The following is a 17,638-nucleotide window of genomic DNA, read 5'->3' as shown; positions in this document are numbered from 1 at the left end:
TCCGGGCATTTGAACATTGCCCGATCGCGCCGTGATGCGTAAATACCATACTCTTATAAAGAGAAAGGTTATTGAACCAAAAACAGGTGTGGTTATGAATCGTTTTATTATGGCTAACGGCCAGCAGTGCATCGGGTGTCGCGCCTGCGAAGTGGCCTGCGTGATGGCGCACAACGATGAGCAGCACGTCCTGAGCGAGCGCCATTTTCATCCCCGTATTACGGTCCTGAGATCCGGCGACAAGCGACGTCCCGTCACCTGCCATCACTGTGAAAATGCACCCTGCGCGCAAAGCTGCCCGAACGGCGCCATCAGTAAATGCGATGACAGCGTACAGGTGAATCAACAAAAATGCATCGGCTGTAAGGCCTGCGTGGTGGCCTGCCCGTTTGGCACGATGGAGATTATCGTCACCCCGCTCGACAACAGCAGCGTGAAGGCCACGGCGAACAAATGCGATCTCTGTCTGACGCGGTCACGCGGCCCGGCCTGTATTGAAAATTGCCCGGCAGATGTCCTCTCCCTGGCAACGCCTGCTGTCCTTGATACTCTGGCGAAATCGCGCCGACAGCGCACGGCCTGCCTGGAGGCACAGCCCTGGCATGCGGAGGTCGTCGGAGAAGATGCTCCGCGCACCAAACTGCAGCAGATGCAGGCGACGGCGCCACGCGGCGAGCCCGACAAACTCGCTGCCGCAGAGCGCGTGGGCCATTTTAACGAAATTTACCTGCCGTTCCGGGACGGGCAGGCCGCCCGCGAGGCGTCGCGCTGCCTGAAATGCGGCGAGCACAGCATTTGCGAATGGACCTGCCCGCTGCATAACCACATCCCGCAGTGGATTGAGCGCCTCAACGCGGGGGATATCACCGGCGCGGTCGAGCTTTCTCATCAGACCAACTGTTTACCTGAAATTACCGGCCGCGTCTGCCCGCAGGAGCGATTATGCGAAGGTGCCTGCACAATTCGTGAAGAGGCGGGATCCGTGACCATCGGCAACATCGAGCGCTATATCTCCGATCGGGCGCTGGCGATGGGCTGGCGGCCGGATATGTCCGCCGTCACGCCGTCGGGTAAACGCGTCGCGATCGTCGGCGCGGGGCCCGCCGGGCTGGCATGCGCCGACGTGCTGGCGCGCAGCGGCGTGAGCGTGACGGTCTATGACCGGCATCCGGAAATTGGTGGATTGCTGACCTTTGGCATCCCGGCATTCAAGCTGGACAAATCGCTGCTCGCGCGGCGCAGAGAGATATTTACCGCGATGGGGATCCGCTTCGAGCTGAACTGCGAGGTGGGCCAGGACGTGTCGATGTCGCAGTTAAAGCACGATTACGACGCCCTGTTTATTGGCGTGGGAACCTACCGCTCGATGAAGGCAGGTATCCCGCATGAAGACGCGCCGGGGGTCTATGACGCGCTGCCTTTCCTGGTGGGCAACACGCGCCATGTTATGGGGCTGGAGGCGACGGCCAGCGAGCCGTTCATCGACACCCAGGGTTTAAACGTGGTGGTGCTTGGCGGGGGCGATACCGCGATGGACTGCGTCCGCACCGCGTTACGCCACGGCGCGGCGAAGGTGACCTGCGCCTATCGTCGGGATGAGGCCAACATGCCGGGCTCGAAGAAAGAGGTGAAGAACGCCAGAGAAGAGGGCGCGGCGTTTGAATTTAACGTCCAGCCGGTTGAGCTGACGCTGGATCCGAACGGTAAGGTCAACGGTATTCGGATGCTGCGTACCGAGCTCGGAGAGCCGGATGCGCAGGGACGGCGTCGGCCCGTTCCGGTAGCGGGCAGCGAGTTCGTGATGGCCGCGGATGCGGTCATCATGGCGTTTGGTTTTAACCCGCACGCGATGCCGTGGCTGCAGGCGCAGGGCGTCGAAACGGATGACTGGGGGCGGATCGTTGCCTCCGTCGATAGCCGTTACCGTTACCAGACGACCAACCCACAGATCTTCGCCGGGGGCGATGCGGTACGCGGTGCGGATCTGGTGGTGACCGCCATGGCGGAAGGGCGTCATGCGGCGCAAGGGATACTCGACTGGCTTGGGGTTAACGCGCCAGAACATCATTAAACCGGCGGGCGACAAAGCGGGATTCACGGCGTAGTATAGGACGACTCATTGTGTTGTGGAGCCTGTATGACCCTGAAAATTGACGTTATCAAAGACAAAATTCTCTCTGAAAACTACTTTGTCCTGCGTAACATCACCTATGACCTTACGCGTAACAACGGTGAAGTGATCCGCCACAAACGCGAGGTCTACGACCGCGGCAACGGAGCAACCATTTTGCTCTATAACCGTGAAAAGCAGAGCGTGGTGCTGATCCGTCAGTTCAGGGTGGCGACATGGGTCAATGGCAACCCCGACGGACGTCTGATTGAAACCTGCGCGGGCCTGCTCGATGATGATGAACCGGAAGTCTGTATCCGCAAAGAGGCCGTAGAAGAAACCGGCTTCGAAGTGGGCGAGGTCAAAAAGGTCTTTGAGCTGTTTATGTCACCAGGCGGCGTGACGGAGCTCGTCCATTTCTTCATTGCGGAGTACAGCGACGCGCAGCGCACTCACCGGGGCGGTGGCGTTGAGGATGAAGATATCGAAGTGCTGGAGCTTCCTTTTTCCCGGGCGCTGGAGATGATGCGTTCAGGGGAAATCAGGGATGGTAAAGCAGTGATATTACTGCAGTATTTACAGACGACCGGGTTAATGAACTCTGCTTTCGAACGAATGTAGGGTGTTTTTCGGGTATATCTGATAAATCCGATTGAGCAACCCCGGCGGGAACACGAAGATACTGCCCAGTTACGCGTTTTCGTTCCGGGATTGTGTCATTCATGCGCTACAGCGTCTTTCTATTTTACCTGTTTTGTGTGCTCCTCGCGCCGCAGGTGCGGGCTGCACCTGCCCAGCAAGCCTTCTCTGACTGGCAGGTGACCTGCAATAACCAGAACTTTTGCCTTGCGCGCAACACGGGTGAACACCGTGGTCTGGTCATGACGCTCACCCGAAGCGCCGGGGCGAAAACGGATGCCACGCTGCGTATCGATCTCGGCGGTCTTGATACGCCCTCGGTCAAAGAGCCAGAGATTGCCCCCCGGCTGCTGCTGGATAACGTTCCCCTGAAGCTGGACAAACAGCGCTGGCAGCTCACGCCCTGGCATCTGAAAACGGACGATGCGGCCACCATCACCGCCTTTCTGAAAAACATCCAGGAAGGGAAGGCGCTGACCCTTCGCGGCGGTAAGCAGGTTATTTCACTGAGCGGTCTGAAAGCCGCGCTGCTGTTCATTGATGCGCAGCAAAAGCGCGTCGGCAGCGAAACCGCGTGGATCAAGAAAGGTGACGATCCGCCGTTAAGCGTTCCGCCTGCACCCGCCTTAAAAAAGGTGGCGGTCGTCAACCCGACTCCGACGCCACTCTCCCACGCCGAACTGAACGACCTGCTGGACTATGGTACCGGACGGATGAACAGCAGCCAGTGCTCTCTGGATCCTAACCGCCGGGAAGTGCGCGTCACCGCGTTAACCGATGACAAAGCGCTGCTGATCGTCAGCTGCGAGGCGGGGGCCTATAACACGGTAGATCTGGCGTGGCTGGTATCACGTAAAAAACCGTTTACCGCCCGCAGCGTCAGGCTGCGTCTGCCGTTTACGCCGTCAAGCAACGGGAGTGAAATGGAGTTGATGAACGCCAGCTTCGATGAGAAGACGCGCGAGCTGACCACGCTCGCGCTGGGGCGCGGTATGGGTGATTGCGGGATCCAGACGCGCTGGCGTTTCGACGGCCAGCGTTTCCGCCTGGTGCGCTACGCCGAGGAGCCCAGCTGCGACAGCTGGAACGGGCCAGATGCCTGGCCCACGCTGTGGATCACGCGGTAGTTTTGCCGGGTGGCGGCTTCGCCTTACCCGGCCTACGAATCTTGCGGTCTGTGACAATGTGCCGGGGGGGGCTTGGCCTTTCCCGGCCTACGAATCTTGCGGCCTGTGACAATGTGCCGGGGGGGCTTGGCCTTTCCCGGCCTGCCAATCCTGCGGCCTGTGACAATGTGCCGGGTGGCGGCTTCGCCTTACCCGGCCTACGAATCCTGCGGTCTGTGACAATGTGCCGGGTGGCGGCTTCGCCTTACCCGGCCTACGAATCCTGCGGCCTGTGACAATATGCCGGGTGGCGGCTTCGCCTTACCCGGCCTACGAATCCTGCGGTCTGTGACAATGTGTCGGGTGGCGGCTTCGCCTTTCCCGGCCTGCCAATCCTGCGGCCTGTGACAATGTGCCGGGTGGCGGCTTTGCCTTTCCCGGCCTGCCAATCCTGCGGTCTGTGACAATGTGTCGGGTGGCGGCTTGGCCTTACCCGGCCTACGAATCCTGCGGTCTGCAAAAGCTCGAACCGTAGGCCGGGTAAGCGATAGCGCCACCCGGCAAAGCAGACAGCTCCTCGTTACTGTTTACGGAAGAAGTCGTTGTACAGCATGTAAAGATGTGCCGCGCTCCACGAGAAATTAGGCGCGCCTTGCTGTGCCCCGGTCAGCGGATTGTAGTTTTCCTGAATCGGACCGTCGGACGTTAATCCCTTTGCGTGCTTAAAGAAGCTTTCTGCCAGCGTTTGTGCCTGTTCCCGGTAGCCGTAGCGTTCCATCCCTTTCAGGCCAAACCAGAACTGGTCGACCCAGACCCGGCCGCGCCAGTAGATATCCGGACCAAATGCCGGGTTGGTTAGCGCGGCAGTCCCGAGCGGCACGTACGTGTTGAACTCTTTCGGATCCAGCATCACCTTCACCACGGCATCAGCATGCTCCTGCGTGGCCGCACCGTTAAACAGCGGCGACCAGCCTTCCGGTCCTTTACCTCGCTCGACGATAGGCTTGCCCGCACAGCCGTTCGCCAGCGGTTTATCCTCGATACGGATGTCATAATAAAAGCCGCTCTTTGCGTCGAACATGCAGGTATTGATGTAGCTCGCGAGCCTATCTGCCAGCTGACGGTAGCGGCTGGCCTCCTGCTCTTTACCCAGCAGGCTCGCCATCTGTGCCAGATAGTGATTGTCGCTGTACATATAGCTCGCCTGGTCGACGGACTCCTGCAGCAGCGAGTAGCCCAGCAGCCTGCCCTCTTTGTCGCGGTTTTCGGCAAACTTCACCGTCCAGTCGCTGCGTTTACCGCCGTTTGCGATGTATTTATCCAACTGGGATTGATCGATAAAACCGAAGACGGCGGCGTCATCGCGCCCTGATTCCCACGAGGCCGCAACCTGCGCCGGGATCTCCAGACTGTCGTAATGGCCCTTGTCGATGACTCTGGCATAATTCTTCAGTCCGGAGAGGGATGCTTCTTTATCGCCTCTTTTCACCGTGAAGAGCATGTCGCCGCTGGCGGTATTATGGGCCTTGTCGCGCGTCGCGCCGTACTCCGGTACGCCGTTGCCGTTGTGGTCGCGGTTGCGCAGCCACCAGTCGTGATAGGCCACCAGCTTAGGATACATTTCCGCCAGCCAGGCCTTATCCTGCGTGGTGTTGTACACCTCCATCACCGACCACGCCGCCAGGCTCGGTTTGGTATTACGCTCGTTCCAGTTGCCGCCGTCGCCGCCGCGTTCCGGGCTCAGGTTCCAGGCGATGAGGTCCGGCACAAAGCCGGCATCCTGCGGGCGTACCGGATCGTCGGGTTTGATTTGCCAGGAAAAGACCGCACGAATGTTCTCTTTGGCGATTTCCGGGTTGAAATGCGACATGGCAAACGCCTGTTTCCAGGTATCCCACGGCCAGGTCTGGTTGCCGGAGAACCAACGTCCGGTGACGGATGGCGTCACCGTGTTATAGCGCACCGCGCCGCCCGGCGAGCGCCAGTTGCCGTTCAGCGTTTCGATGGCCTTCACCGCCACGCGGGTTTGCTCTGGGGTTGCATCAGGGTTGGTTAACCCTTTCTGCAAATAGCCTTCCCAGCGCTGCTGCGAGGCCGTCATATAAGCGGCCGGGCGCGCCAGAATATCGCGGATCTGCACCTGCTCGCGCTTTACCTCATCGGCATTCAGCAGATGGGAGTAGGTGGTATACAGCGTGGTGCTGCCGGTAATGTGCGCCCGGCTGGTAAAGCGGTGCCCGTCAACGGTGGTGTCAACGGGGAGGGATTTATGCACCTGATATTCGGAGCTGCCGGAGGTCAGCAGATCCCAGGTGGAGCGCACTTTGCCAAAGGTCACCTTCAGGCCGTCGCGCGCGGGGACCAGCCTGCGCTGGTAATCCGGATATGCGCCGTCGATGGTCTTATCCGACAGCGGTTTGCCCTCTTTAGCCTCCAGCTTTTCCAGCAGTTCGCCGTCCCACACCAGGTCGAGCGGTGCCTTGCTGATGATGCGGGTTTCCAGCAGCGAGGTGCGCGAGGTGGCAAAGCGCAGCGTCATCACGATCTGCACATCTTTCGCGCTCAGCTTCTGCACCAGCGCGCCGGGCAGGCTGTAAGCCTCAAGGGTAAAATCGACTTTTTTGCCGTTCTGATACACGCTCAGGCGATCGAAATTGGTCGCCATAAAGTTAATGTACTCTTCGGTGAGCAGCGCTACGCCGGGAAATCCTCCCTGGGTCTGCGGCCCGTCCGGCAGCAAATGCCCATGCCAGGCACCCAAATCGAAAAAGGGATTGAAACGCTGGTGGTCGTCAGCGTCGAAATCGTGCATGTATTGCGGTGCACCGGCGCGGTTGATGACGTTTTTAAAATCAGCTGGGGTGGTGGCGTGAGCCGAAAAGCTGAGCGCCAGCGCGCAGGCCAGCGGTGTAAGGCTGAGTTTCATGATGGAAGATCCTTTTACCAGTAGAAATATTGCATCAGGAAGACCTGGTCGCTCGGGTCGCCGGAGGCATTTTTCATGTAGAAGCGGCTGTCGGCCGCGGTAGCAAAGCGCCCACCGCCGTACTCGTACCAGATACCGAACTGCATAAACGAGGTCGTTTCATCGGCGGCATTGTCCGGGCGATGCTTTGCATAGCTGTAAGCGGTGGAGAGATAGACGCCTTTTAACGCTTCAATCATGGCGCTGACCATATACCCGGTCTCTGTGCCGGAGACGTCCCTGCCGCTGGCGCGTCCGGTGTGATGCCAGGCGCGCGCCGCCAGGTTGGGCGACAGAATGCCGGTCAGGAAGAGTTGACCGGTCCCGTCGGTGACCTCCAGGCCGTTCATCCAGGTGACGTCTTTGACGATGTCATACTGGATATAGCCGTTGGCCATCGCCGGATAGGTATACTTATCGTCATAGCGATCGTATTTGCCAAAATGCAGCCAGGCTTTGCTCTCGTTATGGTGCCCCGCAGGCGTGGCGGTGACGCTGTAGCGCAGGTTACCGGAGCGGTTCTGTACCTTGAGCGCGTACATAATGTCGCGGGTGTTGGGGATCACATATCCCAGATCGGGCGTGAAATCCCCCCACCACTGCAGGTCATCGAGGGAGGAGTCCTGACGCAGGCTGAGCATGATTTCGGTGTTGCCGTCAGTTTTGTAGCCGCCGTAAAAGCGGTTAAGCCCACCTTCGAACCCGCCCCAGCTGTGGTCGGGCACCCAGGCGTTCCCCTGATGGTCAGCCTGTACGGTCCAGCCCTCACCGTAAATCAGGCCGAACCAGTGCCCGTGCTTCATTTCCAGACCGCCCTCAATATAGGTGCCGTCACTGTATTTATGCTTATTCTGGCCCTCTAAATCCATATATCCGCCAATCCCCAGCTCGCCATAAAAACGAAATGATGGAGAGGTCATTTCCGGCGTTTTGGTATCGTCGTGCTCTGCTGGCCGTGCCTCTTCTGCGGCAAATGACGGGCAGCAGAAGGAGAGGGCAGCGAGTGCCCCAATCGTTTTCTCTTTAATTTTCATGCACTCATCCCAATGAGAAAATATCCATGCCTTAAGTGTTAATTAATATTTGAGGCAGGTGACGCTTCTATTTGTTGTTGTTCTTTTGATAATCCCCTGACGTATTTGCTGTATTTCCACCAGGCAAATCCGAGGAATAACACAATGCCACCGACGTTATAGAAAATAATCGTTAGAATATTGGCACCGGTGGGGAAGGTTGAGGCCACAAAGCCGATGGCAAAAATCACAATCAGCATCGACACCACCACCATCCCCGTAGTGCGTGAGCCCATTTTGAAATCACGCGGGAGATAGTCGAGCTTACGGCGCAGATTCAGGTAAGCCAGCATGATGAACAGCGGCGGTAACATTGACGCGGCCGCGGTCATGTTGATGACGGTATTCATCAGCTCCTGCGCGGTGTTCGATCCCATGGTTGGGATAATCATTAACGGGATGACGATCAAATACTGGATCCACGCCGCGCGCGCCGGGACGCCGTTCTCGTTCAGCGCCACGGTTTTTGCTCCAAAGATGCCGCTCGGGATTTCAGAGAAGAAGATTTTGACCGGGGTCGCCGTCCACATCAGCAGGGAACCGAACATCGCGGTAAAGGAGACCAGGCCGACAAAGCGGTTCATCAGCACTTCCGGCAGGCCAAACCATACCGCCAGGCCGTGGAACACCTGTACCGAACCACCGGTGAATTTCAGTTCCTTGCTGCTGATGAAGACGTTAATCAGCACCGAGGAGATGGAATAGAGCACGCCGATGAAAATCCCCGCCAGAATGATCACCCTGACGAAGGATTTTGACCCGCCCTTCACGTCGTTAACGTATACCGCAACGGACTCGGCGCCCCCGGCGGCCATAAATATCCAGGTGGTGATGCCAAGAAACGCCCAGTTAAAGTTCGGGATCATCGCGTCAACGGTAATCGGGTCGGCTGGCTGCACGCCGCCCATCAGCGCCGCACCGGCCAGCAGAATATAGGAGAGGGTCAGCAGCAGCATCAGCGTTGAGGTCACAGACGTGATCGGCCCCAGCATTTTCGCCCCGTTGGTGGACACCCAGGTTGAGAAAGCGAACAGCACCATGCTCAGTACCGTGGTGGCAAATGGCGTAAGAATGTACTCATAGCCCAAAAACGCGTAAGAGGCGTAGGCGATGACGCGGGGTAATAACGAGGTAAAGAAGAACAGGTTTACGAACCAGTAGGTGTAGGCGGTAATAAACGCCCAGCGCCCGCCCAGCGAGCTTTTCACCCAGGCGTACACCCCGGCTTCGGAGTTTTTATTCAGGGAGACAAACTCCGCGATGATTAAGCAGAAAGGAATGAAGTAGAACAGGGTGGCTAAAAAGAACATCGGCGCCGAGGCGAGGCCCAGCTCGATATTGTTGTTGATAACGTTGTTAAAACTGAATACGGCGGCAAACGTCAGCGACAGCAGGCCGAATTTGCCGATGGTATTACGCTTGGTAGTTTCAGACATAACATATCTCCGGGTACGAGGAGGGCGGTGCTTCATTGGCACCGCTGGATTTTTATTTGTTATGGAAATAGCCGTCTTCGATGGTCACATAGAGGACGACTTTTTTAGCAGGCGTTTCGCTGATAAAGCGATACGCCTCGTGGTTTTCACAAATCACGATCTGTCCCTCGCGCACCTGTTCAGTTTGACCCACGCCTTTCAGGTATTCGCGGTCGGTTTCATCCCGGTAGCACTCCACAAGCTGAAGGGCGTCTTTTGCGGCGTACTCAATTTTCTGCGCGCCCTGCAGGTAGTAATGCACCTCGAAATAGCGGCGATGGCCGACGAACAGCGCGTCGGTGCTGGCATCATGGGTCACGCGATAGGCCAGAGAGTCGCCAATCGAGTGGGCAACGCCGGGCTGGATGTGGTCGATATTGTTAATGGCCTCCGTGCAGCGCTGCCATTTACGGCCCGTGCGATAACGCTGCTGGAACTGTTCCAGGCTGTCGAGAACGATCATTTGTCTGCCTCGCTGTGCGAATTCATGGAGAAGAAACCGGTGCCGAACCGATGGTGTAACAGTGCCTGCGCGGCGGTTTGTCCGCCTTCCAGCGGGAGCAGGGTGAAGCCGTAGCGGAACGGCCTGAACCAGACGCGCCAGGTGTCCAGCACTTCGCTTCCCCAGGAGTTGGAGCCTAAGCCCAGTACCTGATGGTCGAGATTGAGGGTGATGTCATCGCTGCGGCGCAGTTCGTTGCAGTGCTGCGCGGCGTGGATGTTCTCTGCCGTGTAGTGCCAGGCGCTGAAATGGATGGGCTGTTCAGGCACCACCAGAAGACCGCTGCCGTGACGGTTGGCGAGCGTTGCCCAGCGCACCTGCTGGCGGTTGCCGTTGTTCTGCGGGAACGGGTAGTTTTCGAACATCTCGTCCACCGCGGTGTGCCACAGGTCTATGGTGCTGGCCTGCTGGCTGTCCGGGTAGTTCTCTCCGGGGCCGCGTCCGTAGTAGCTCACCTGGTCGAATTCGCCGTTGATGCCGAGGGTAAAGCCGATGCATGGGATAAAGTGCGGGTAATCACCGTAGCGTTCGCCGCTCAGCTCAACGTTAATTTGCCCGTCGGCGGCAATGCGCCAGCGGTAGGTGCAGCGCATACCAAAATCAAACACCGGCGGAGCAATCAGCGTGCGGGTTGTAATGACGATCGCATCGTCCTGCTGCTCGATCTCAAAACCGCGCAGATGCTCCTGCATAATCTGCAGGTGGTTGGGTTGCCATAGCCCCTCATACTCCTGCTTGTGGTTATCAATCATCGGCTTGAAGAAATTAATCTTCGGTTCGCGGGTAATCTTATCTACACCGTCAACCTGCCAGGCGCTGAGTTTTCCCGTCATTTTTGAGACGCTTGCGCGGAAATTATGTCCGGTCACGGTACAGTTCAGGCGGTCCTCTTCCAGCAGCAGCGGCGTGGCGTTGGCGTTAATAAACGGCGTAGCGCGAGCCGTGCGCGCTTTAAGCGGGAACTGATACACCGCAATCTCGTGTCCCGCCTCGCTATAGCGGGTGCGGCTGTTTTTGCTGATGCGCACGGTCAGGAACGCTTCGCGCTCGTCGAGTTCGGGCAGGTTCAGGCTCACGCTGCGGGTGCTGTTGGGGGCCAGCCCGGTCATTGTCAGCGGCTGGCTGTACAGGGTTTCACCTTCGGCACGCACCTCAACGAGCAGGGTGTAATCGTCCAGGCTGGTGAACCAGAAGCGATTTTCAACGTGCAGCTCGCCGTTCTGCCAGCGCAGCTTGACCGGGGCAATCACCTGCTTATATTCGCGCAGGCCCGGACCCGGCGTTTGGTCGGAGTAGATCAGCCCGTCGAGGCAGAAGTTGTAGTTGTTCGGATAATCACCAAAGTCGCCGCCGAAGGCGTAAAACGTATTGCCGCTGGCATCTGCCGCCTGAATACCGTGGTCGCACCATTCCCAGACGTAGTGGCCCTGAATGCAGTCGTGGCGATCGAAGACGTTTTGATACTCGCTCAGACCGCCGGGGCCGTTGCCCATCGCGTGGGCGTATTCGCAGATAATCCGCGGTTTGGCGTGGGGATACTCGCCGAACAGGTTCATCAGCGGCACGCGGGTGTACATGGTAGAGATGATATCCACCACCTCGGCGTCGCGATCTTCTTCGTAATGCAGCAGGCGCGTGTCGTCCAGCGCCTTTGCGGCCCGCGCCATGGCGCGGATATTGCAGCCGTAGCCGGACTCGTTGCCAAGCGACCAGATGATGATTGAAGGATGGTTTTTCTGCGCGTGGATATGGCGCTCGATGCGCTCAACGTAAACATGTTCCCACGCCGGATCGTCCGTGATGCGGCTCAGGTCGCCGACGTTGGCAAAGCCGTGAGATTCCACATCCGTCTCCGCCATCACGAACAGGCCGTAGATGTCGCACAGCTCGTAGAAGCGCGGATCGTTGGGGTAGTGGGCGGTGCGCACCGAATTGATGTTGTGTTGCTTCATCAGGATCAGGTCGCGCTCGACCCGATCCATGCCCACGGCGCGGCCTTTCTGGTGATCGTTGTCGTGACGGTTTACGCCGTGCAGCTTCAGGTAGCGATTGTTGATGTAGAACAGACCATCGCGCACCTTGATGTCGCGAAAACCGATACGCTGCGGGATAACCTCCAGCGTCTGCCCGTTCGCATCTTTTAGCGTTACTACCAGATGGTAGAGATAGGGGGATTCCGCAGACCACTGCTGAGGCTGTTTGACCTCAATGCTAAAGGCGGTTTCCGCGCTGCGGGTCACGGTCAGGCTGTCGGTTGTGCCCTGATGGATCGCTGCTTCGCCATCATACAGGGCATACTCCAGCGATACGGCTGATGCGTGCGGGGCCAGGTTTTCCAGCTCAAGCTGACAGAAGAGGGTGGCGTTTTTGTAAGCTTCGTCAAAGGTGGTTTTGATCGTGACGTCGCGCACGTGAGTGGGATTTTTGCCGATCAGATAGACGTCGCGGAAAATACCGGCCGTCCACCACATGTCCTGATCCTCAATGTAGGTAGAATCCGCCCACTGCATTACCCGCACGCAGAGCAGGTTTTGCCCGCCATGCACCGCGTGGCTGATATCAAACTCGGCGGTCAGTCGGCTGCCTTTGCTAAAGCCAATGTAGTGACCATTCACATAGACTTCGAAATAGGTTTCGACGCCGTCAAACTTGATGAGGGTCTGCTTACCCTGCCAGCCGTTCGATAGCGTAAAGTAGCGCTGATACGCCCCGGTTGGGTTATCTGTGGGCACCCGGGGGACGTCGACCGGGAAGGGAAAGCCTTCGTCGGTGTACTGCAGCTGACCGTGGCCTTCCATCTGCCACATGGCGGGTACGGTTATGTCGCCCCAGTCGGCCATGTACTCAGAGGTGAAGTTTTCCGGCACCAGCAGCGGATGGGTGAAAAAACGAAAATTCCACTGGCCGCTGAGTGATAAAAAGCGGCTGCTGGCCTCGCGGGCAAAGGAGCGAGCCTGCGCGACGGTGTCATATGAGAAGAAGTACGCACGCGGCGGGAGCCGGTTCTCATGCGTGAGTTGAATATTTTCCCAGCGATTCATGCGATCTCCCTGTAGGGGTAAAACATCATTGCTGAGGATTTTAGTAAATATTTTACTAAATAAAATCAGTAAAATTGATTTGCTTTAACTCGATCACGAAATAAAAAAAAAGCCGGGCATGCCCGGCAGCGTGTCAAACGAGGGGATTAGCGGGTGGTGCCGCGCAGTTTCAGCACGCTCGGGACGAAGACCTGCAGCGGCAGCGCCCGGCCGTCGCGGGATTTTTCCAGCAGCAGGTTAACCCCCTGGCTGCCCATCATTTCAGAGTGGATGCGTACGGTAGAGAGCGGCGGGAAGGTGAAGCGGGCGGTCGGGATATCGTTCACGCTAATGAGCGAAATGTCCTCCGGGATCGCCAGCCCTTTTTCATGGATAGCGCGCAAGACGCCGATGGCTATCGAATCTGAGGCCACAAACAGGGCGGTTGGCCAGCTTGTCTGTGCGAGCATGGTTTTTGCCAGTTCGTATCCGGATGAGCTGGCAAAACCGCCGCGCCAGATATCCTGTTCTGACACCACTCCTTTCAAACGGCCATACTCGACAAAAGCGGCTTCGCGGATATCGGCTTTGCCGGGGTCGTCTTCCCCGCCGATAAAGCCAATGCGCTTAACGCCCTGATCGATAAAGAAATCAACGATCTGCTTGCTGATGCGCGAGAGGTCAATGTCGACGGAATCGAACGCGCTGCCGGGCTCGTGAAAATCGATAAAGCAGACGTTGTCCGTCAGGGCCATTGCGCTACGACGAGTGGCTGATGAAGGTTTGCCCACAATCAGTACGCCGGTCAGTTTTTTACTCTCCGGCAGGGTGGCATTGGCGTAACAGTTGCTTAGCTCCACGCCCAGTTTTTCACACTGCGTCTCAATGCCGTGGCGGATGGCAAGGTAGTAAGGGTCGTTAATCTCCAGCTCTTGCTGGTAGCTGTAGAGTGCCAGAATGTGTTGCTGACCCACCGCGGCAGACTGCATTTTGCGAGACGTTGTGCTCTTATATTCCAGCTTTTCCGCAATCTCCAGAATGCGGTGTTTGGTCTCTTCTTTTACGTTCAACGTTGGGTCATCGTTTAAAACCCGGGATACCGTCGCCAGCGAAACGCCAGCCTCCGTCGCGATGTCTTTGAGCGTAGCCATGTTTGTCCTTATTCCCCACGTGATAACCCATTGTAAAGGATGGGCCAGGACATGCATCAGTTTTTACTAAATATCCTGCCCATTGCGTCCAGCAAATAGTGTGCTAGTATTTAGTAAAATTTTACTAAGGATAGAGCATGGACACGATAGCTTACGATGACTTTGCAAAGCTGGAGATCCGCGTGGGGACGATCGTGGACGTTAAGCGCCACGCTAACGCAGATAAACTCTATATCGCGCAGATTGATGTGGGCGGAAAAACGCTGCAAACCGTCACCAGCCTGGTGCCGTATTACCGGGAAGAGGAGTTGATGGGAAAAACGGTGGTGGTGCTGTGCAATCTGGCGAAAGCCAAAATGCGCGGCGAAACGTCTGAATGCATGTTGCTCTGCGCGGAAACCGATGACGGCAGCGAAAGCGTGCTGTTAACGCCGGAGCGCGCGATGGCGGCGGGTGTACGGGTGGTATAAAAAAGGGTGGCAAAGCCACCCGATTTTTGTAGGCCCGGTAAGCGACAGCGCCACCGGGCGCGCAGGCCGCACTAAATTACGCTCAGCGCCTTCTCCACCACGTTCTCAACGGTAAAGCCGAAGTACGGGAACAGCTTATCGGCAGGGGCGGACTCACCGTAGCCCCGCATGCCGACAATCGCCCCTTTGAGCCCGACATACTTGTACCAGTAGTCGGCAATACCGGCTTCCACCGCCACGCGAGCCGCGACGCTGGACGGCAGGACCGATTCCCGGTACGCCTCGTCCTGGGCGTCAAAAATATCCGTAGAAGGCAGGGACACCACGCGCACCGCGTGTCCTTCGGCGGTCAGTTTCTCCGCCGCTTTCACCGTGATTTCTACCTCGGAACCGGTGGCAATCAGGATCACGTCCGGCTTGCCGCCGCTGTCCTTCAGAATGTAGCCGCCGCGGGCGATGTTTTTCACCTGCTCCGGGGTACGCTCAATCTGCGCCAGGTTCTGGCGTGACAGAATTAATGCCGTTGGGCCATTGTGGCGTTCCACCGCCAGCTTCCAGCCCACCGCCGCTTCGACCTGATCGCACGGACGCCAGGTGCTGAAGTTGGGCGTCAGGCGCAGGCTCGCCAGCTGTTCAACCGCCTGGTGCGTGGGCCCGTCTTCCCCCAGCCCGATGGAGTCATGGGTATAAACCATGATTTGCCGCGCCTTCATCAGCGCCGCCATGCGCGCCGCGTTACGGGCGTACTCGACAAACATCAGGAAGGTGGCGGTGTACGGCACAAACCCGCCGTGATGGGCGATGCCGTTGGCAATGGCGGTCATCCCGAACTCGCGCACGCCGTAGTGGATGTAGTTCCCGGCGATGTCCTCTTTGAGCGATTTTGAACCGGACCAGATCGTCAGGTTGCTTGGCGCCAGGTCCGCCGAGCCGCCGAGCAGTTCGGGGAGGATAGGGCCGATTGCGTTCAGCGTATTTTGCGACGCCTTACGGGTGGCGATTTTCGCCGGGTTGGACTGCAGGTTTTCAATCAGCGCCTGGGTTTTATCGTCCCAGTCTTCCGGCAGACCGCCGCTCATGCGGCGGGAAAACTCGACCGCCAGCTCCGGATGCGCTTTTTTGTAGGCGGCAAATTTATCGTTCCAGGCGTGCTGGGCTTTCTCACCGTCTTCACGGGCATCCCAGGCTCTGTAGATCTCTTTCGGGATCTCAAACGGCGGGTATTTCCAGCCCAGCTTCTGCCGGGTCAGCGCCACTTCCTCGTCACCCAGCGCCGCGCCGTGCGCCTCTTCTTTGCCCGCCTTGTTCGGCGAGCCGAAGCCGATCACCGTGCGGCAGATAATCAGGGACGGTTTGTCCTTCACGCTCTGCGCTTCCTGAATCGCTTTTTTCACCGCCTCAGGGTCATGGCCGTCGATCTCGTGCACCACGTGCCAGTGGTAGGCTTCAAAGCGTTTTGCCGTGTCGTCGGTAAACCAGCCTTCGGTCTCCCCGTCGATGGAGATACCGTTGTGATCGTAGAAGCCGATCAGCTTGCCAAGCCCCAGCGTGCCCGCCAGGGAGCAGACCTCGTGGGAGATCCCCTCCATCAGGCAGCCGTCGCCCATAAACACGTAGGTGTAATGGTCGACAATCTCATGGTCCGGCTGGTTAAACTGCGCCGCCAGCGTGCGTTCGGCAATCGCCAGCCCAACCGCATTGGCCAGCCCCTGACCGAGCGGCCCGGTGGTGGTTTCCACCCCGGGCGTATAGCCAATCTCCGGGTGACCCGGCGTTTTGGAGTGCAGCTGGCGGAAGTTTTTCAGCTCTTCAAGCGGCAGGTCGTAGCCGGACAGGTGCAGCAGGCTGTAGAGCAGCATTGAGGCGTGACCGTTGGAGAGAATAAAGCGGTCACGATCGTACCAGGTGGGGTCATTCGGGTTGTGCTTCAGAAAATCGTTCCACAGCACTTCGGCAATATCAGCCATGCCCATTGGCGCGCCGGGGTGGCCGGAATTGGCTTTCTGCACGGCATCCATGCTGAGGGCGCGAATGGCATTGGCTAGCTCTTTACGGGACATAGTTCACTCCGTGGCAAGGTTAAAGTTTGGCGGCGAGAAGATCTTCAAGTTTGCGCTGGTCGACGGCGAACAGACGGATACCTTCCGCCAGTTTTTCCACGGCCATGGCGTCCTGGTTGTGCTCCCAGCGGAACTCCGCTTCGGTCATGGTTTTCGGTTTTGGCAGAACGGTGGAGGTCGGCACCAGCTTGCGGATCACCGTTTCTTCTTTGTCCTGTAGTTCCTGGAGCAGGTTAGGGGAGATGGTCAGGCGGTCGCAGCCTGCCAGGGCGAGGATCTGCTCGGTACGGCGGAAGCTGGCCCCCATCACGATGGTTTCGTAGCGGTGCTGTTTGTAGTAGTCGTAGATATTACGGACCGATTTCACACCCGGATCCTCATCCACCACGTACGGATCCATCGGCTGTTTCGCCTGATACCAGTCGTAGATGCGCCCGACAAACGGCGAAACGAGGAACACGCCCGCTTCAGCGCAGGCGCGCGCCTGGGCAAACGAGAACAGCAGCGTCAGGTTGCAGTGGATGCCCTCTTTTTCCAGTACCTCTGCCGCGCGGATGCCTTCCCAGGTGGAGGCGAGCTTGATCAGGATGCGTGATTTATCGATCCCCTGCTCCTCGTAGAGTTCCACCAGACGACGCGCCTTATTAATGCTCTTTTCTTTATCGAACGAGAGGCGGGCGTCGACTTCGGTTGAGACGCGTCCCGGGATGCTTTTAAGAATTTCCGCACCAAAATTAACCGCCAGCTTGTCGCTGGCTTCGGCGACCTGCTGCTCCTGCGTTTTCCCGCGCTGTTTACCGTAGGCAATGGCGTCATCAATCAGATGACTAAAATGGGCAAGCCCTGCCGCTTTGAGCAGCAGCGAAGGGTTGGTGGTCGCATCCTCCGGCTGATAGTGGCGAATCGACTCGATATCGCCACTGTCTGCAACCACGGTGGTGAATTTTTTGATGCCGTCTAGCTGGTTCATAAATGATTACTCCTTGGAAATAAAAGAGTTAGATGAGTGCGTTAGTTCACACTTCTGGAAAAATCATGATGGACTTAACAAAAAAGCATAGCAGACG

Annotated in this window: 12 protein-coding genes; 4 read left to right on the top strand and 8 right to left on the bottom strand. The window is 57.8% G+C overall.

Features of this window, described 5'->3' with window-relative positions:
* The first annotated feature begins 94 nt into the window (after positions 1-94).
* From aegA to GVO84_RS16210, 3 genes are all read left to right on the top strand, one after another.
* Positions 95-2,071: a formate-dependent uric acid utilization protein AegA gene (aegA, locus tag GVO84_RS16220; RefSeq protein ID WP_159514657.1), complete on the top strand. Its 1,977-nt coding sequence runs from the start codon at positions 95-97 to the stop codon at positions 2,069-2,071.
* Between the two features lie 66 nt (positions 2,072-2,137).
* Entirely contained in the window at positions 2,138-2,731 is a 594-nt protein-coding gene (nudK, locus tag GVO84_RS16215; protein ID WP_121425190.1) for a GDP-mannose pyrophosphatase NudK, read from the top strand.
* Positions 2,732-2,832: 101 nt separating this feature from the next.
* Entirely contained in the window at positions 2,833-3,876 is a 1,044-nt protein-coding gene (locus GVO84_RS16210; protein ID WP_121425192.1) for a DUF1176 domain-containing protein, read from the top strand.
* Between the two features lie 559 nt (positions 3,877-4,435).
* On the opposite strand, the gene ygjK is transcribed toward GVO84_RS16210, so the two are convergent.
* The 6 genes from ygjK to ebgR all read right to left on the bottom strand — a co-directional run bounded on the left by ygjK (position 4,436) and on the right by ebgR (position 14,041).
* Positions 4,436-6,781 (bottom strand): alpha-glucosidase, encoded by a 2,346-nt coding sequence (ygjK, locus tag GVO84_RS16205; protein WP_159514656.1) that lies wholly within the window; start codon positions 6,779-6,781, stop codon positions 4,436-4,438.
* 14 nt (positions 6,782-6,795) lie between these two features.
* The gene (gene ygjJ, locus GVO84_RS16200; protein WP_159514655.1) at positions 6,796-7,854 is read right to left on the bottom strand and encodes a protein YgjJ; all 1,059 of its coding nucleotides are present in this window, start codon (positions 7,852-7,854) and stop codon (positions 6,796-6,798) included.
* Positions 7,855-7,892: 38 nt separating this feature from the next.
* Positions 7,893-9,329, bottom strand: coding sequence for an amino acid permease (locus GVO84_RS16195; protein ID WP_159514654.1), 1,437 nt, complete (start codon positions 9,327-9,329; stop codon positions 7,893-7,895).
* Positions 9,330-9,381: 52 nt separating this feature from the next.
* On the bottom strand, positions 9,382-9,831 hold the full coding sequence (locus tag GVO84_RS16190; protein WP_159514653.1) for a beta-galactosidase subunit beta: 450 nt from the start codon (positions 9,829-9,831) through the stop codon (positions 9,382-9,384).
* Positions 9,828-12,911, bottom strand: a complete 3,084-nt coding sequence (ebgA, locus tag GVO84_RS16185; protein WP_159514652.1) for a beta-galactosidase subunit alpha — start codon at positions 12,909-12,911, stop codon at positions 9,828-9,830. The genes GVO84_RS16190 and ebgA overlap by 4 nt, the downstream gene beginning before the upstream one ends.
* 146 nt (positions 12,912-13,057) lie before the next feature.
* On the bottom strand, positions 13,058-14,041 hold the full coding sequence (gene ebgR / locus GVO84_RS16180; RefSeq protein ID WP_159514651.1) for a transcriptional regulator EbgR: 984 nt from the start codon (positions 14,039-14,041) through the stop codon (positions 13,058-13,060).
* Positions 14,042-14,178: 137 nt separating this feature from the next.
* Here ebgR and GVO84_RS16175 point away from each other — a divergent pair, with 137 nt between their 5' ends.
* Positions 14,179-14,511, top strand: coding sequence for a tRNA-binding protein (locus GVO84_RS16175; protein WP_159514650.1), 333 nt, complete (start codon positions 14,179-14,181; stop codon positions 14,509-14,511).
* Positions 14,512-14,582: 71 nt separating this feature from the next.
* Here the strand turns inward: GVO84_RS16175 and tkt are convergent, their stop codons facing one another.
* On the bottom strand, positions 14,583-16,571 hold the full coding sequence (gene tkt, locus GVO84_RS16170; RefSeq protein WP_159514649.1) for a transketolase: 1,989 nt from the start codon (positions 16,569-16,571) through the stop codon (positions 14,583-14,585).
* Between the two features lie 19 nt (positions 16,572-16,590).
* On the bottom strand, positions 16,591-17,541 hold the full coding sequence (tal, locus tag GVO84_RS16165; protein ID WP_159514648.1) for a transaldolase: 951 nt from the start codon (positions 17,539-17,541) through the stop codon (positions 16,591-16,593).
* Positions 17,542-17,638: the final 97 nt, after the last annotated feature.

This window comes from Enterobacter sp. SM3, assembly GCF_009811935.2.
In the GTDB taxonomy this organism is placed as follows: domain Bacteria; phylum Pseudomonadota; class Gammaproteobacteria; order Enterobacterales; family Enterobacteriaceae; genus Enterobacter; species Enterobacter asburiae_D.
Note: the sequence above shows the minus strand (reverse complement) of the source record. Positions and strands in the feature narration are given on the sequence as shown.

Coding starts and splice junctions, on each gene's coding strand:
- aegA (WP_159514657.1), top strand. CDS start 95: ATGAATCGTTTTATTATGGCTAACGGCCAGCAGTGCATCGGGTGTCGC.
- nudK (WP_121425190.1), top strand. CDS start 2,138: ATGACCCTGAAAATTGACGTTATCAAAGACAAAATTCTCTCTGAAAAC.
- GVO84_RS16210 (WP_121425192.1), top strand. CDS start 2,833: ATGCGCTACAGCGTCTTTCTATTTTACCTGTTTTGTGTGCTCCTCGCG.
- ygjK (WP_159514656.1), bottom strand. CDS start 6,781: ATGAAACTCAGCCTTACACCGCTGGCCTGCGCGCTGGCGCTCAGCTTT.
- ygjJ (WP_159514655.1), bottom strand. CDS start 7,854: ATGAAAATTAAAGAGAAAACGATTGGGGCACTCGCTGCCCTCTCCTTC.
- GVO84_RS16195 (WP_159514654.1), bottom strand. CDS start 9,329: ATGTCTGAAACTACCAAGCGTAATACCATCGGCAAATTCGGCCTGCTG.
- GVO84_RS16190 (WP_159514653.1), bottom strand. CDS start 9,831: ATGATCGTTCTCGACAGCCTGGAACAGTTCCAGCAGCGTTATCGCACG.
- ebgA (WP_159514652.1), bottom strand. CDS start 12,911: ATGAATCGCTGGGAAAATATTCAACTCACGCATGAGAACCGGCTCCCG.
- ebgR (WP_159514651.1), bottom strand. CDS start 14,041: ATGGCTACGCTCAAAGACATCGCGACGGAGGCTGGCGTTTCGCTGGCG.
- GVO84_RS16175 (WP_159514650.1), top strand. CDS start 14,179: ATGGACACGATAGCTTACGATGACTTTGCAAAGCTGGAGATCCGCGTG.
- tkt (WP_159514649.1), bottom strand. CDS start 16,571: ATGTCCCGTAAAGAGCTAGCCAATGCCATTCGCGCCCTCAGCATGGAT.
- tal (WP_159514648.1), bottom strand. CDS start 17,541: ATGAACCAGCTAGACGGCATCAAAAAATTCACCACCGTGGTTGCAGAC.